Below are 13,424 nucleotides of genomic sequence, written 5' to 3' on the forward strand. Positions count from 1 at the left end.
ATTCCAGCGCCCGCCCTGCCAAGTCAATCGCGCTGACCGGATGCATCCGTTCCGCAGCCCCTTGGCGATGATCGGCCAAGCGGCTAGGCGGGCGCATATTTCAGATCAACCCGAGGAATTTCCATGAACCAGCAGGATACCAGCGCGCCCGAATATGACGTCATCGCGATCGGCAATGCCATCGTCGACGTCATGGCGCCTTGCGAGGATGCATTGATCGCGAAACTGGGCCTGAACCGCGGCGGCATGACCCTGATCGATGCCGATGGCGCGACGCAGCTCTATGCAGCGATGGGCCCGGCCCGCGAAATTTCGGGCGGTTCTGCCGCGAATACCCTCGCCGGCCTCGCCGCGCTGGGCATGAAGTGCCAGTTCATCGGCCAGGTGGCCGACGATCAGCTCGGGGAAGTGTTCAGTCACGACATCCGTGCTGCCGGGATCGCTTTTGGCACCGATACGTGCGCAGGCGATCCGCCGACGGGCCGCTGCCTCATCTTCGTGACGCCCGATGGCGAGCGTACGATGAACACCTTTCTCGGCGCATCGCAATATCTGCCGGCCAGCGCGCTTGACGAAGATGCCATTCGCGGCGCTGGTATCCTCTATCTCGAAGGCTATCTTTGGGATCCGGAAGAACCGCGCGCCGCCATGCGCCGGGCCATTGGTGTGGCGCGGGACGCCGGACGCAAGGTCGCCTTCACCGCCAGCGAAAGCTTCGTGATCGAACGGCATGGCGATGACTTCCGCAATCTCATCGAAGACGGGCTGATCGACATCCTGTTTGTCAACGAGAGCGAGTTGGCGACTCTGACCGGCAAGGCAAGCTTCGACGACGGACTCGCGAACCTGGCGGGCAAGGTGCCGGTTCTGGTCGCCACGCGCGGGCCTAACGGTGCGGTAGTCGTGACCGAAGGGAAGACCTGCCGCGTGGATGCCGAAGCTGTTGGCGAGGTCGTGGACACGACCGGAGCGGGTGATCTTTTCGCAGCCGGTTTCCTGGCCGGCCACGCCAAGGGGCGCAGCCCGGAAGAGTGCCTGACCATGGGAGCCGTGGCGGCCGCGGAAATCATTTCGCACTACGGGGCGCGGCCCGAAGCCGATCTGAAGAAACTGGTCGCCAAGCGGCTCGCCTGACATATTGGGCCATTCCCCGCCGCCAGGTGCGGCGGGGAATGGTGCTTCATTCCGCCTCGCGCGCGATTTCCCGCCAGCCGATGTCGCGGCGGCAGAAGCCACTGGGGAAATGGATCGCGTCGACCGCCTCATAGGCTTTCTGCCGAGCGGCGGTGACATTCGCGCCCCTTGCGCTGACGTTCAGAACCCGCCCGCCATTTGCAACGAGACCGCCATGTTCATCACGAGCGATGCCGGCGTGAAAGATCTTCACCTCCTCGCCACCCGCTCCGTCAAGACGGATACTGCCGCCTTTTTTCGGGGTTCCGGGATAGCCGTCGGCCGCCATCACCACGGTCAGCGCCGTTTCGGCGGAAAAGCGCGCGGCTTCGCTGCGCGAGAGGCGGTTTTCCGCACAAGCCAGCATCAATTCGCCGAGGTCCGATTGCAGGCGCATCATCAGCACCTGGCATTCGGGATCCCCGAAACGGCAGTTGTATTCGATCAGCTTCGGCCCTTCGTCCGTCAGCATCAATCCGGCATAGAGCACGCCTGAATAGGGCATTCCGGCATCGGCCATGGCGCGCACCGTCGGGGCGATGATCCGCTCCAGCGCCTCCCCCCGGCGCATGGCATCCAGAACCGGTGCGGGGCTGTAGGCTCCCATACCGCCGGTATTCGGGCCGGTGTCCCCTTCCCCGACCCGCTTGTGATCCTGAGCCGTGCCGAAGGCCATGATGCTTGCCCCGTCCGTAAGCGCGAAGAAGCTCGCTTCCTCGCCCTTCAGGAATTCCTCGACGACCACTTCCGCGCCTGTGTCTGAGGCCGAATCGACGAATTTGCCATCGAACATGTCGGCAAGCGCGGCTTCGGCATCGGCACGGGTCTCTGCGATGATGACGCCCTTGCCAGCGGCGAGGCCATCGGCTTTGAGAACGTAAGGCGCTTCGAAGCCGCCCAGTGCCGCCAATGCATCCTGCAGGGTACTGGCGCGAACATATTTCGCAGTCGGGATACCTGCTCTGGCACACAGATCCTTGGTGAAGCCCTTGCTGCCCTCCAGCTGGGCTGCCGCTGCGGTGGGGCCGAACACGCGAACTCCTGCCGCGCGCAGGCTATCGGCCAGGCCGTCCACCAGCGGCGCTTCCGGCCCGACGACCACCATGCCGATCTGCTTTTCGTCACAGAAACGAACCACATCGGCATGATCGCCTGCGTCGATCTTCACCAGTTCAGCATGATCGGCGATGCCGGGGTTGCCCGGCGCGGCATAAAGCCTATCGCCGGTTTCCGACAGCAAACGGGATTGCGCCAGCTTCCATGCCAGCGCATGTTCGCGCCCGCCCGATCCCAGCAACAGGATATTCATGCCTCAGCCTCCGCTTTTCGAGTCCAAGGGTGAACCCGAACAGTCAGGGCTGGTAGCGCGCTCGCGCCGGGGCGACAACGCCGAGCCGCTGACCATCACCCAGATTTCCGCCTCGCTGAAACGCACGGTGGAGGACAGATTTGGCCATGTGCGCCTGCGCGGCGAACTGTCGGGCGTGAAGCGCGCGGCATCGGGTCACCTTTATTGCGCGTTGAAGGACGACAAGGCCGTCATCGACGGGGTCATGTGGAAGGGTGCCGCCGGGGCGCTGCCGTTCGTGCCCGAGGACGGCATCGAGGTGGTCGCGACCGGCAAGGTCACGACCTATGCGGGCCGTTCGAAATACCAGATCGTGATCGACAGCATGGAGATCGCGGGCGAGGGCGCCTTGCTGGCCCTGCTGGAAAAGACACGGTTGCGGCTGGAAGCGGAAGGGCTGTTCGATCCTGCGCGAAAGCGTGCGCTGCCGTTCCTGCCCCAGACCATCGGCGTGGTCACTTCGCCCACCGGCGCCGTAATTCGTGACATTCTGCACCGGCTGGCGGATCGCTTCCCAAGCCATGTGATCGTCTGGCCGGTACTGGTGCAGGGGCAGGGCGCAGCGGAGCAGGTGGCGAATGCTGTGCGCGGCTTTTCGTCTATCGAGCGGGGAGGGAAGGTGCCGCGACCAGACCTCGTCATCGTCGCCCGAGGCGGTGGCTCGGTAGAGGATCTCTGGGGTTTTAATGACGAGATGGTCGTCCGCGCCATCGCGGAAAGCACCATTCCGATCATCAGCGCGGTCGGCCATGAAACCGACACGACTCTATGCGACTACGCCGCCGACCGCCGCGCACCGACGCCGACGGCTGCAGCCGAAATCGCGGTGCCCGTCCGAAGTGAACTGCAGGCCGCCATTGACGATCTGGCGCATCGCAAGAAGCGCTGCGCATCGCGTCCGGTCACCTTGGGGCGTGAGCGGCTGGAGGCTCGCGCCGGTCGGTTGCCCCGGCCCGAATCGCTGTTGCAGGCGCAGACACAACGTCTGGACGAGATGGCCGAGCGGCTGAAGCGCGGGTTGAAGGACCGTGCCGTGCAGGCACGCGAAAGGCTGCAGGGCGACAGCGCCAAGCTCAGTGGACCGCTGCTGCGTGCGCGCTGGACCAGTGCGCGGGACCGGCTGGCGGCGGCACGTCTGGTGCCCACGCTTCCGCAGCGCCGCCTTGCCGGCGACCGGCAACGCTTCGATGCGCTGGCGAGACTTTACGCCTCACTCGACCCCGAAGCGCCGCTGCAGCGCGGCTTCGTGCTGGTGAAGGATGCGGACGGTCGTCTGGTTCGATCCCGCACGGTCGGAGCCACGCAGCCGCTGCTCGAGGTCAAGTTCGCCGACGGTACGCTGGCGGTGGTTCCGCAAGCCCATGCCGATCCGCCTCAGCCGAGCGCGCCCCTGCCTCCATCGCGCAAGGCAAAACGTGCCAAATCAGCGTCCGCAGCGGCGCAGGATGATTTGTTCGGATGAAGCAGCTTTGCTAGAAGCATTCCCATGTTGATGTCATCGGGCAGCGAACCTGCCAAACTCGCCTTCGGTCCCAACGATTTCCGCGTCATGCGGCCGGGACATTTCGTACTCTGCGCCGTTACCGGCGAGCCGATTCCGCTGGAAGAACTGCGTTACTGGAGTGTGGAGCGGCAGGAGGCCTATGCCAGCCCCGAGATCGCGACGCGGCGACTGATGGAGCAGGCGTGACCGGCCAATCCGCCGCCACGCAGGCGGCACTGGCAAGCGCAGTGGCCATTGCCCTTATCGGGTGCAGCGTAGTTCCGGCAGGGCAGGCTCCGCCTGAAACGGTGCGCAATACGGCAGACATGCAGCCGGCACGCTCGCAGCCGCCCGTTCCGGAAATCCGCCTTGCGGTGCCGGCCACACCCGCGCGTCCGGAAGCGTTTGTTTTCGATGGTGCGCTTGAACAGGGCGGCTGGCTACGGGGCGAGGCACCGGGAGGTGCGGTGTCCGCGCGGCTTGATGATCAGGAACTGGTTCTGGATCGGGAAGGGCGCTTCTTCGCGGCTTTTGACCGGGACAGCGGGCCGGTGGCGACCCTCTCTGCCACGCTTGCCGACGGGCGAACCATCGAAAGCCCGCTCACGGTCGCCCCGCGCGACTGGAACATCGAGAGGGTGAATGTCGCCCGGCGCGCTGGCGGGGCCAGCGAAAGCTTCATGCGGATTCGCCGCCCCGAACTGGCGCAGATCGTCGCGGCCCGCGCAGTCGATGCGCCGAGCGACGGTTGGCGGCAGAATTTCATCTGGCCGGTAGCGGGCCGGATCTCCGGGCGTTTCGGCAGCCAGCGCATCTATCGCGGCGAACCCGGAAGTTATCACTCCGGCATCGACATAGCGACCGGCGAATCGGGGACGCCCTTCGTCGCTCCCGCCGACGGAGTCGTCACGCTGGCCACGGACAGGCCGTTCTCACTGGAAGGGTATCTGCTCATCATCGACCACGGCATGGGGCTGAACAGCGCCTTCCTGCACATGTCCGATATAGCGGTCCGCGAAGGTGACCGGGTGAGGCAGGGGCAATATATCGGCAACATCGGTTCAAGCGGCCGGGCCACGGGGCCGCATCTGCACTGGAGTCTCAAATGGCGTGACGCCCGGCTCGACCCGCTGCTTTTCACAGGACCGATGCCATAGGCGAGCGCCGGAAGAGCCACCTGCTGCGGCTCGCGCTTTTAGGGCTGGTGGCGGCCGGACTTGCCCCCGGCACATGGTTGCGCAGCGCTCCGCCGCCGCCTGATTATCCGCAGCAGCTGACCATTCGCAAGCTGGAAATACCGCGCATCCGCCTGAATTCGGCAGAGGGCGGGGAGCGAGCGACAGGCGCTCCCGTGCTGAATGCGGCGTGGCAGTTGACCAGCCCCAACAGCGTATTCGGCAGTTACAGTGCACTGCTGCTGCTGCCGGAGGCGCGCTTCCTGGCGGGCAGCGACCGCGGCGCCTTGCTGGAGTTCGGATTGGGCGGGACCGATCCTGATTTGCGTCGTATCTTCGCCGATGACGATGGCAGCAAGAGCCTGTCGGACCTCGAGGCGCTCACTCGCGATCCCGCAACTGGGAGAATCTGGGCTGCCTACGAAGGGCGTAATGCCATCATCGCCCTTGATGCCGATATGCGTTTGCTGGGCCGCAGCCGACCCGAAGCCATGGCTGGCTGGCCGTCGAACGCCGGGCCCGAATCGCTCGTACTGCTGTCTGACGGGTCGTTCATCACCATTGCCGAGGGAAGCAGGAGCTGGTTCGCGGATAGCTTCCCGGCGTTGCTCTTCGGCGGCGATCCGGTGAGCGGAACCGCTGCAATCCAATTTCGCTTTCAGGGTCCCGACGGCTTTCGCCCTGTCGACATGGCGCAATTGCCGGACGGGCAGGTGCTCATCCTCATGCGCAAGCTCGTGCTGGATCTGCCGCCAGATTTCGAAACGAAGCTGGTGCTTGCCGAACCCCAGGATATTGCGTCGGGCCGCATCTGGCGGGGCAGGACCATCGCCATGATCGCGGGCGACCTGCCGACTGACAATTACGAAGGAATGGCGATCGAGGATCTCGAAGGCGGAAAGGTCGCGATCTGGCTGATATCCGACGATAATGGCGGCATGTTTCAGCGTACGCTGCTGCTGCAGCTGCTATGGGAACTGCCGAACCGCCCCGCCGAATAAGGGCAGCAAGAAGGGCGCGTGAACAAGCCACGCGCCTTCACATTGACTGAATTGAACCAGGGCGGCGAACCGCGCCGTCAAACCCGCGTCAGGCGGCGGCCTTCTGATCGGAGTCGGCGGCTTTCTTCGCCTTCTTCAGATCGCGCTTTACCCGGAGGGCGCGGGCGCTGAGCTTTTCGTCCTTGGTCTTCAGGAGCCAGTTGTCGAGGCCGCCATTATGCTCGACCGAACGCAGACCGTTGGTCGACACGCGGAACTTGAAGCCGCGGTCCAGCATCTCGCTAAGCAGCGTGACGTTCTGCAGATTGGGCAGGAATACCCGCTTGGTCTTATTGTTGGCGTGGCTAACGTTGTTGCCTACCTGGCGGCCCTTGCCGGTCAGTTCGCAGATGCGCGACATGATCAATCTCTTACATGATGAATGTTTTACCGGGTATGTCCGGGAAGGGGGCCGCTTACCGCCTGCCGGCCCACCAGTCAAGGACACTGAGCCCGATCCGCTCTCATTCCGGTGCCGGAACGGCGCCTGCCATGGCGATTGCCAAAGATGCGAACCGCCTATATCCCGTCGCATGAACCAACAAGAGGGTGTTCACATGAAAAAGTCTTTCGCGATTCTCGCCGCTACCGGCCTCGCACTTTCGCTTGCCGCTTGCGACGTGGACCAGACCGAAGAAGGCAGCCTGCCCGAAGTGGAAGGTGGCAACCTGCCCGAATATGATGTCGAACCCGCCGACGTGGACGTAACCACAGGTACCGAAACCATCGAAGTCCCGACCATGGATGTCGAAGTGAACCAGGACGACGCAGCTGGCGAGCCGGTCACCGATCGGAGCGAGTGATTTTGCTGCGCTCGTCGCCTGAGCGACGGGTCGATCTGAATGCCGAGGGGCTGGACAGGAGCAGGGATGCGATGACGCAACCTTCACCCTTTCCGGCCCCTTTCATGTTGCGAGCCATGGAACTGGCGGCAGAGGCCGCCGCGGCCGGCGAAGTGCCGGTGGGTGCGGTGATCAGCCGACGCGGGGAGATCGTCGGCGAAGGCCGGAACCGCACCCGCGAGATGCGCGATCCCAGCCTGCATGCCGAAATAGTCGCGATCCGGGAGGCAGCCCTTTTCACCGGGTCGGAAAGGCTGGAAGGCTGCGAGTTGTGGGTCACCCTCGAGCCTTGCGCCATGTGCGCTGGCGCCATCGTCCATGCGCGTCTGGCCAAGCTCTGCTACGGTGCGGCGGATCCGAAAGGCGGGGCTGTCGAGCATGGCGCCCATGTGTTCGCCGCGCCCAATTGCCTGCATCGTCCCGAAATCTATGCCGGCATAGAAGAAGCGCGCTGCGCTGCCTTGCTCCGCAATTTCTTCCGCGCCCGTCGCTGAACGGGGTGAGTCAGTAGGTGTCGGCGTCCTCGACGCCCGAACCGCCTTCCAGCCAGTCACGCGCATCCGGGCGAAACAGGGCGAGGACCGCTCCGACGCCAAGAGCCGTGACCATCAGCGAGAAGAACATCGCGAAGTTCGCTTCCGAAGCCAGCGTCAGCGGGACCATCAGCAGACCCAGCCCGGTGAGCACGGTAAGCACCCATTTCGCCGCATTGCTCGCCCGGTGCGCCACCAGCCAGTACAGAAGCAGCCAGATCGCCGTAGTAAGAGCGAAGAAAGCGATGGCCGAGGCAGGGCTGATTCCGACCCTGACGAGATCGGGTTCCGCGCCGATGGCATCCGCGATGGCGTCATAGGACAGGACGAAGCCGATGATGCTCCCGATCATGGAAGCGAGGAAGAGCCTTTCGAAGATAAGGATCGAGCGGGGTCTGCCGGTCATACGCGCCTCCTGCCTTCAATCATGGGACTTTCACTTTTCTGACCGCCTTTGCGGCGAATCGCAAGCGTCATGCGCGCAGCAGATCAAAGAGGCGTGAAATCCAGGCCGATATCTGCGGCAGGCGCACTCTGGGTCAGGCGTCCGACCGATACGTAGTCCACGCCTGTCGCTGCCTTTGCGGCAATGGTATCGAGGTCGATCCCGCCAGAAGCCTCAGTCTTCGCCCGCCCGCCGATCAGCGCGACAGCATGGCGCAGAGTAGCGGCATCCATATTGTCGAGGAGGATATGGGTGGCGCCAGCGGAAAGAGCGGGTTCTATCTGGTCGATCCGGTCGGCCTCGCAGATGATATCCCGCACGCCCGCGTCGCGCGCCCGGCGCACGGCCTCGTGCACGTTGCCGGCGACCGCAATGTGATTGTCCTTGATCATCGCCGCATCCCACAGTCCCATGCGGTGGTTCTGTGCGCCGCCTGTGCGGGTCGCATATTTCTCCAGCCGCCGGAGTCCAGGGATGGTCTTGCGCGTATCGAGCAGCACCGTGTCGGCTGCGCCGCCCCGACGCATCGCCGTGACATAGGCGCGGGTCATCGTCGCGATGCCCGACAGGTGCTGCACGGTGTTGAGCGCGCTCCGTTCGGCGGTCAGCAGGGCGCGGGCGTTGCCGACGATTCGCATCAGATCGCTTCCGGCTTCAACTTCGTCCCCGTCCTGCGCCAGCATCTCGACCTTGGCGTCAGGGTCCAGCCGCCTGAAGAACGCGGCGGCCACCGGAAGGCCGGCCAGCACGATCGCATCCCGGCTGTCCATCACGCCGGAAAAGCGCGCATCTGCCGGTATCACGCTTTCAGCCGTAACGTCGCGTCCACCGCCCTCGATCCCTTCGCCCAGATCTTCGGCAAGGGTGCGGTCTATGAAGCTATCCAGATCGAATCCGGCAAGGGTAAAGGACAAGTCGGCAGTCTCCGGCGGAAAGGATCAGGGCGCGGCGGCTCGAAGGGCGTACCGTCAGTGAACGAACCGCGCCACCACGTCGCGGTAGGAGCGTGAGACCTTCACCTCGGCGCCGGAATCGAGAACCAGGAAACATTCGCCATTCGTATGCGGCTTCACCTGCCGCACCTGGTTGAGATTGACGATGGCGGAACGGTGCACGCGCTGGAACCTGCGCGGGTCGAGTCTGCGTTCCAGATCCTTCATCGTTTCGCGAAGGATCAGCGAATTGTCGCCGGTATAGATGCACATGTAATCGCCGGCGGCCTCGATATATTCGATGGATTCGACCTCGACCCGGAAGATCTGCCCGCGATCCTTGATGTTGATGAGCTTTTCGAAACGATCGGCGCTTTCGCCCTCGCCCTCGGCATATTCCTCGGCCGCGCCGGGGGCCACCTCGGAAAGCACGTTCTTCAGCTTTTCAGCCTCTTCGGCGCTGCGCTTTTCGCTCAGGCGAATGCGGACGCGTTCCAGCGTGTCGGCCAGCTTGTCCTCGTCCACCGGCTTCATCAGATAATTGACGGCATTGGCCTCAAAGGCGCGGATGGCGTGTTCCTGGTAGGCGGTGACGAAGACGAACAGCGGCGGTTCGATCTCCATCACGCCCTTGACGACGGAGAACCCGTCGAAGCCGGGCATTTGGATGTCGAGGAAGACGAGGTCGGGCTTTTCCGTCTTGATCTTGCGAATGGCTTCCCGCCCGTTGGAGCAGGTTTCGATGATCTCCACATCTTCGAACGGCTCCAGCCGCAACTGCAGCCCCTGGATGGCAAGTTTTTCGTCATCGACGATGATTGTGCGAATGGTCATGTCTTTGTTCCGATGGGGCGCCCGGCAGGCGCGTGTTGGTCAGACGCGTTACGTGTGGAAGCCGTTCCCTGTCTGGCAGGTGAAGCAAACGGCAGCTTTTCCGGTGCTTGTTCCGGCTCGTAAGGGATTTCGATCACGACGGTGAAGCCCTTGTCGCGGGGGGAGCGGATTTCGAACCGGTGATCGTTACCATAGGCTTGTGCCAGCCGGTCGCGAATGTTGGCAAGCCCGACCCCCGTCGATTCGGGCCGATCGGGCGGCCGCGAAAGCTGAAGCGCGGGATCGAGACCCGAATTTCCCATGCCGGGTCCGGTATCGGATACGGTCAGGCGCAAGCGCTGGCCCAGAACCTGCGCGGCGACAATGATTTTCGCCCCTTCCTCCTGCACCGAGACCGCATATTTAATTGCGTTCTCGACCAGAGGCTGCAGCAGCATGGAAGGCAGGCAGGCGATGCTGGCATCTTCCTCGATGCGAAATTCGGTGCGCAGCCGCTCCTCGAACCGCATCAGTTCGATGTCGAGATACAGCTTCAGCGTTTCCACCTCCTGCGCCAGCGTCACCTTGCCGCCCGGTTGCGCGACCAGAGTGTGACGGAGGAAGGACGACAGCCGCGTCAGCATCGCATTGGCGGGTGCGGTCTGCTTCAGCAGCACCAGCGTGCTGATGGAATTGAGAGTGTTGAACAGGAAATGCGGGTTCAGCTGGTAGCGCAGCATGGCCAGTTGCGCGCTTGTTGCCTGCGCCTCCAGCCGCTCCAGCCGGTCGGCCTGCTCCTCCACCTGAAGAAAGTAGTTGATGGCGTAGTAAAGCGCCGACCACGCTCCCAGCAGCGTCAGGTCGAGGTAGAAATAGCCGAGCAGCCTCTGGACCAGCGGAGTCGTGTTGTCGGGCCGGTACAGCGACAGCACCCAGCCGTCGACGAAGGCGTAGAGCGCGACGGCAGCCGCCAGCGCGGCGGCCGTTACGCCCCATGTCACCAGCGGCCTGCGGTTGATGAGCTGGCGGTAGATGACCGACAGGATCAGGCTGATGGAAAAGCCCGTGACGGTGGCGATCACCACCAGTATCAGGAAGTCGAAATCCTGCTGCCCGGCCAGCGCCGACATCGCGCGCAGCAGCATCGCACCGCCCCAGCCGGCGAACTGCAGGTTCCAGAATGCCCGGTTCTTGTCCGCGAAGAAGGGCGAGGGCTGAAAAGGCAGGGCGGGCAGGACGGCCATTTCGCTCCTCTAGCCCATAAGCGAGCCTTGCGTCAGATAATTTGTTCGCGCCCGGCAAGTGCGATAGACTGACCGCCAAGGAGAGTGACGATGGAAGTCAAGGAACAGACGCGGCACGGCATGGCCGAACGGGCCAAGTTTCGCGAGATGAAGGAAGGCACTGCCGAGGACTGGGCGCTGATCGGCGGGAATTTTCGTGAATTCGCCCGTGGTCTGCCTGACCGGGTGCTGAAGCACCTCACCCTGCTGGAGGGCGATTTCGGCGGATTTCCGATCTGCCGCCTCGAACATTGCCTGCAGACGGCGACCCGCGCCCATCGCGACGGGCGAGGCGAGAGCTATGTCGTCATGGCGCTGCTGCATGACATCGGCGATACGCTCGGCACCTTTAATCATCCCGAAGTCGCAGCCAGCATCGTCAAGCCCTTCGTAACAGAGGAAGAGCACTGGATTTGCCAGAACCACGGCGCGTTTCAGGGCTATTACTACTTCCACCACTTGGGCATGGACAAGGACGTGCGCGAACAGTTCCGCGGCCATCCGCATTTCGAAGCCTGCGCGGAATTCTGCGAAAAATACGACCAGTCTGCCTTCGACCCCGATTACGAGAGCGAGCGCCTGGAATTCTTCGAACCCATGGTGCGCCGAATTATGGCGAAGCCGCTGAAATCTTTGTACGCGGACGCCTGAACGGCGTGTCTAGCGCGGGCCGGCGATTTCGCGCCTGAACAGCGTTGCCCAGTCGGCCTGGCCGTCCGCTGTCATGGCAGCGCGGATGGCGGGCAGCTCGGCCTCGATATAATCGACGCGTTCGTCCCAGCCATCGTGGCTGCGGGCGCGGAACAGCCCGCCATCGTGCCGGGGCCCCCATCGCCGCATGAAGTCGGCAGCGGCGGCGGGATCGTAACCCGCATTCGCCAGCAGCCAAGGCATCAGCCGGTCCGCTTCGCGCTCGGTCAGGCGTATATTGCGGCGCTTGCGCCCGTTTTCTTCCAGCCAGAGGCGGTGATAAAGCACATTGTGGGCCAGTTCATGGGCGACGGCAGCGGCAAATTCCTGTTCCGCATATTCGATCCCGGCGAATTCGCGCCCGATTACCACGCGATGGCCATCGGCAGCAGCACGGCCGCCGTTATCCAGCAGTTCGAAGCGGCTGCGACAGGCCGGAACACCCGTGATCTCCCGGGTGATCGCAACGCCGTTTTCGCGCAGGGTGAGGGTTGCGGGCCCGAGGCTCAGGGCCCTGTCCAGATGCTCGTTCAGCGTCAGCAGTCGCTGCCAGTTCCTGGAGTCGGCCCGGGGCAGATTGGCGACCTCAAAATCGCCGATCGCAAGGATCTCGGTGTTTGCCTGCAATCTCGCGAGGGCAGCAGGAGAACCCGCCGCGCTTGCCTGCACTGCAACGTCACCGGCGATACCAGCGGCGCTGCGGATCGCATCGGGCCGGCCATATCCGGCCATATCCTGCATCAGCAGCCCGATAGCCATGGGCGCATCGCGGCAGAACGGGGCATTCCCGCTGGCGAGCCGCCATCCGACCGACTGCAGCCGCAGGTCATCAGCCTGCAGTGCTGCAAGCGCGGCGCGGGTTTCGGCTAATTCGCTGCCGGTGGCAGCATGCGCGGCTGCAACCGGTGCCAGCATCGGACCAAGCACCAGCAGGCAGGCGGCAAAACGGCGCAGCATCACGACTTCGCGGCCCGAGCGATAGCTGCGGCAAGCGCTTCCTGCCCCACGGCGCCCTCGATCACTTCGTCGCCTACAATCCAGCTCGGCGTGCCGGTAAAGCCGAGTTGCCGGGCCAGGGCCATGTTCTTGGTCAATTCGTATTCGGCAGCATCAGATGCGGCAAAGGCCTGCGCACGTTCCATGTCGAGGCCTGCCTGCTGCGCCGCGGCGGCTATATTGGCTTCCGTCGGGTTACCCGCAGCGAACAGGGCATCGTGAAATGCGGCATATCGGTCCTGCTTGGCCGCCGCCAGAGCCATGCGCGCTGCAGCGTCGCTGCCTTCGAAGATCGGCCATTCCCTCACCACCACCCGCAGATCGGGATTACTCGCGATCAGGGCGCGGACATCTTCGGCACTGGCACGGCAATAGCCGCAAGCGTAATCGGTGAATTCCACCAGCGTGACCGAACCATTCGGGTTGCCCAGAACCGCCCCTTCGAACGGCGCCTTCACATCCTCCGACACGCCAGCGAGCCGATCCTCGCTGCGCTGTCGTTCGTAGGCTTCAGCCATTTCCGGCAGGATATCGGGATTGGCGACCAGATAGGCCCGCGTATCCGCCTGCCCCATGCCGGTGGACGACCAGATTGCCGCTCCGGCGAATCCGCCAAGGACGCCGAGCAGCGCCGCCACGATCCATGTTCCGAACTGTCGCTTCATCTGACG

At 63.8% G+C, this 13,424-nt stretch carries 16 protein-coding genes; 8 read left to right on the forward strand and 8 right to left on the reverse strand.

The features are described from left to right. Nucleotides 1–123: 123 nt before the first annotated feature. Complete coding sequence (locus G7A66_RS10885; protein WP_174295688.1) at nt 124–1,134, forward strand: adenosine kinase; 1,011 nt, start codon at nt 124–126, stop codon at nt 1,132–1,134. A gap of 46 nt (nt 1,135–1,180) precedes the next feature. Here G7A66_RS10885 and purD read toward each other — a convergent pair whose 3' ends face one another. Next, entirely contained in the window at nt 1,181–2,482 is a 1,302-nt protein-coding gene (gene purD / locus G7A66_RS10890; protein ID WP_174295689.1) for a phosphoribosylamine--glycine ligase, read from the reverse strand. Here purD and xseA point away from each other — a divergent pair. From xseA to G7A66_RS10910, 4 genes are read left to right on the forward strand one after another with little or no spacing between them, the layout of a single operon-like run. After that, on the forward strand, nt 2,481–3,983 hold the full coding sequence (gene xseA / locus G7A66_RS10895; protein ID WP_174295690.1) for an exodeoxyribonuclease VII large subunit: 1,503 nt from the start codon (nt 2,481–2,483) through the stop codon (nt 3,981–3,983). The two genes, purD and xseA, sit on opposite strands and share 2 nt — an antisense overlap. A 24-nt stretch (nt 3,984–4,007) precedes the next feature. Continuing rightward, nucleotides 4,008–4,211, forward strand: coding sequence for a DUF2093 domain-containing protein (locus tag G7A66_RS10900; RefSeq protein WP_174295691.1), 204 nt, complete (start codon nt 4,008–4,010; stop codon nt 4,209–4,211). Further along, nucleotides 4,208–5,161, forward strand: coding sequence for a M23 family metallopeptidase (locus G7A66_RS10905; RefSeq protein WP_332310540.1), 954 nt, complete (start codon nt 4,208–4,210; stop codon nt 5,159–5,161). Before G7A66_RS10900 ends, G7A66_RS10905 begins: the two co-directional genes overlap by 4 nt. Before the next feature lie 47 nt (nt 5,162–5,208). After that, the gene (locus G7A66_RS10910) at nt 5,209–6,180 is read left to right on the forward strand and encodes an esterase-like activity of phytase family protein (RefSeq protein ID WP_174295692.1); all 972 of its coding nucleotides are present in this window, start codon (nt 5,209–5,211) and stop codon (nt 6,178–6,180) included. Nucleotides 6,181–6,268: 88 nt separating this feature from the next. Here G7A66_RS10910 and rpmB read toward each other — a convergent pair whose 3' ends face one another. Further along, nucleotides 6,269–6,580, reverse strand: a complete 312-nt coding sequence (gene rpmB, locus G7A66_RS10915) for a 50S ribosomal protein L28 (protein WP_174295693.1) — start codon at nt 6,578–6,580, stop codon at nt 6,269–6,271. Nucleotides 6,581–6,776: 196 nt separating this feature from the next. Between rpmB and G7A66_RS10920 the strand changes: the two genes are divergently transcribed. Together G7A66_RS10920 and G7A66_RS10925 are read left to right on the forward strand one after the other, a co-directional pair. After that, entirely contained in the window at nt 6,777–7,022 is a 246-nt protein-coding gene (locus tag G7A66_RS10920) for a hypothetical protein (protein ID WP_174295694.1), read from the forward strand. A gap of 71 nt (nt 7,023–7,093) precedes the next feature. Continuing rightward, the gene (locus G7A66_RS10925) at nt 7,094–7,555 is read left to right on the forward strand and encodes a nucleoside deaminase (protein WP_174295695.1); all 462 of its coding nucleotides are present in this window, start codon (nt 7,094–7,096) and stop codon (nt 7,553–7,555) included. A 10-nt stretch (nt 7,556–7,565) separates the two neighbouring features. Here the strand turns inward: G7A66_RS10925 and G7A66_RS10930 are convergent, their stop codons facing one another. The 4 genes from G7A66_RS10930 to G7A66_RS10945 all read right to left on the reverse strand — a co-directional run bounded on the left by G7A66_RS10930 (nt 7,566) and on the right by G7A66_RS10945 (nt 11,019). Continuing rightward, a complete protein-coding gene (locus G7A66_RS10930) occupies nt 7,566–8,000 on the reverse strand; it encodes a hypothetical protein (protein WP_174295696.1) in 435 nt (144 codons plus the stop codon). 83 nt (nt 8,001–8,083) lie between these two features. Continuing rightward, entirely contained in the window at nt 8,084–8,953 is an 870-nt protein-coding gene (nadC, locus tag G7A66_RS10935; RefSeq protein WP_174295697.1) for a carboxylating nicotinate-nucleotide diphosphorylase, read from the reverse strand. Between the two features lie 54 nt (nt 8,954–9,007). Then, on the reverse strand, nt 9,008–9,805 hold the full coding sequence (locus tag G7A66_RS10940; protein WP_174295698.1) for a LytR/AlgR family response regulator transcription factor: 798 nt from the start codon (nt 9,803–9,805) through the stop codon (nt 9,008–9,010). Beyond that, on the reverse strand, nt 9,802–11,019 hold the full coding sequence (locus G7A66_RS10945) for a sensor histidine kinase (RefSeq protein ID WP_174296009.1): 1,218 nt from the start codon (nt 11,017–11,019) through the stop codon (nt 9,802–9,804). The genes G7A66_RS10940 and G7A66_RS10945 overlap by 4 nt, the downstream gene beginning before the upstream one ends. 99 nt (nt 11,020–11,118) lie before the next feature. On the opposite strand from G7A66_RS10945, the gene G7A66_RS10950 reads away from it, so the two are divergent. Beyond that, nucleotides 11,119–11,718, forward strand: a complete 600-nt coding sequence (locus tag G7A66_RS10950) for an HD domain-containing protein (protein WP_232366813.1) — start codon at nt 11,119–11,121, stop codon at nt 11,716–11,718. Between the two features lie 9 nt (nt 11,719–11,727). Here G7A66_RS10950 and G7A66_RS10955 read toward each other — a convergent pair whose 3' ends face one another. Next, a complete protein-coding gene (locus tag G7A66_RS10955; RefSeq protein ID WP_174295699.1) occupies nt 11,728–12,714 on the reverse strand; it encodes a hypothetical protein in 987 nt (328 codons plus the stop codon). Beyond that, nucleotides 12,714–13,418, reverse strand: coding sequence for a DsbA family protein (locus G7A66_RS10960; protein ID WP_174295700.1), 705 nt, complete (start codon nt 13,416–13,418; stop codon nt 12,714–12,716). The genes G7A66_RS10955 and G7A66_RS10960 overlap by 1 nt, the downstream gene beginning before the upstream one ends. Between the last annotated feature and the right edge of the window lie 6 nt (nt 13,419–13,424).

The organism is Alteripontixanthobacter muriae (assembly GCF_013336795.1).
Lineage (GTDB): Bacteria > Pseudomonadota > Alphaproteobacteria > Sphingomonadales > Sphingomonadaceae > Pseudopontixanthobacter > Pseudopontixanthobacter muriae.

What these genes read in the sequence shown, in the direction of transcription:
- G7A66_RS10885 (WP_174295688.1), top strand. Translation starts at nt 124, where the DNA reads ATGAACCAGCAGGATACCAGCGCGCCCGAATATGACGTCATCGCGATC.
- xseA (WP_174295690.1), top strand. Translation starts at nt 2,481, where the DNA reads ATGCCTCAGCCTCCGCTTTTCGAGTCCAAGGGTGAACCCGAACAGTCA.
- purD (WP_174295689.1), bottom strand. Translation starts at nt 2,482, where the DNA reads ATGAATATCCTGTTGCTGGGATCGGGCGGGCGCGAACATGCGCTGGCA.
- G7A66_RS10900 (WP_174295691.1), top strand. Translation starts at nt 4,008, where the DNA reads ATGTTGATGTCATCGGGCAGCGAACCTGCCAAACTCGCCTTCGGTCCC.
- rpmB (WP_174295693.1), bottom strand. Translation starts at nt 6,580, where the DNA reads ATGTCGCGCATCTGCGAACTGACCGGCAAGGGCCGCCAGGTAGGCAAC.
- G7A66_RS10920 (WP_174295694.1), top strand. Translation starts at nt 6,777, where the DNA reads ATGAAAAAGTCTTTCGCGATTCTCGCCGCTACCGGCCTCGCACTTTCG.
- G7A66_RS10925 (WP_174295695.1), top strand. Translation starts at nt 7,094, where the DNA reads ATGACGCAACCTTCACCCTTTCCGGCCCCTTTCATGTTGCGAGCCATG.
- G7A66_RS10930 (WP_174295696.1), bottom strand. Translation starts at nt 8,000, where the DNA reads ATGACCGGCAGACCCCGCTCGATCCTTATCTTCGAAAGGCTCTTCCTC.
- G7A66_RS10940 (WP_174295698.1), bottom strand. Translation starts at nt 9,805, where the DNA reads ATGACCATTCGCACAATCATCGTCGATGACGAAAAACTTGCCATCCAG.
- G7A66_RS10950 (WP_232366813.1), top strand. Translation starts at nt 11,119, where the DNA reads ATGGAAGTCAAGGAACAGACGCGGCACGGCATGGCCGAACGGGCCAAG.
- G7A66_RS10955 (WP_174295699.1), bottom strand. Translation starts at nt 12,714, where the DNA reads ATGCTGCGCCGTTTTGCCGCCTGCCTGCTGGTGCTTGGTCCGATGCTG.
- G7A66_RS10960 (WP_174295700.1), bottom strand. Translation starts at nt 13,418, where the DNA reads ATGAAGCGACAGTTCGGAACATGGATCGTGGCGGCGCTGCTCGGCGTC.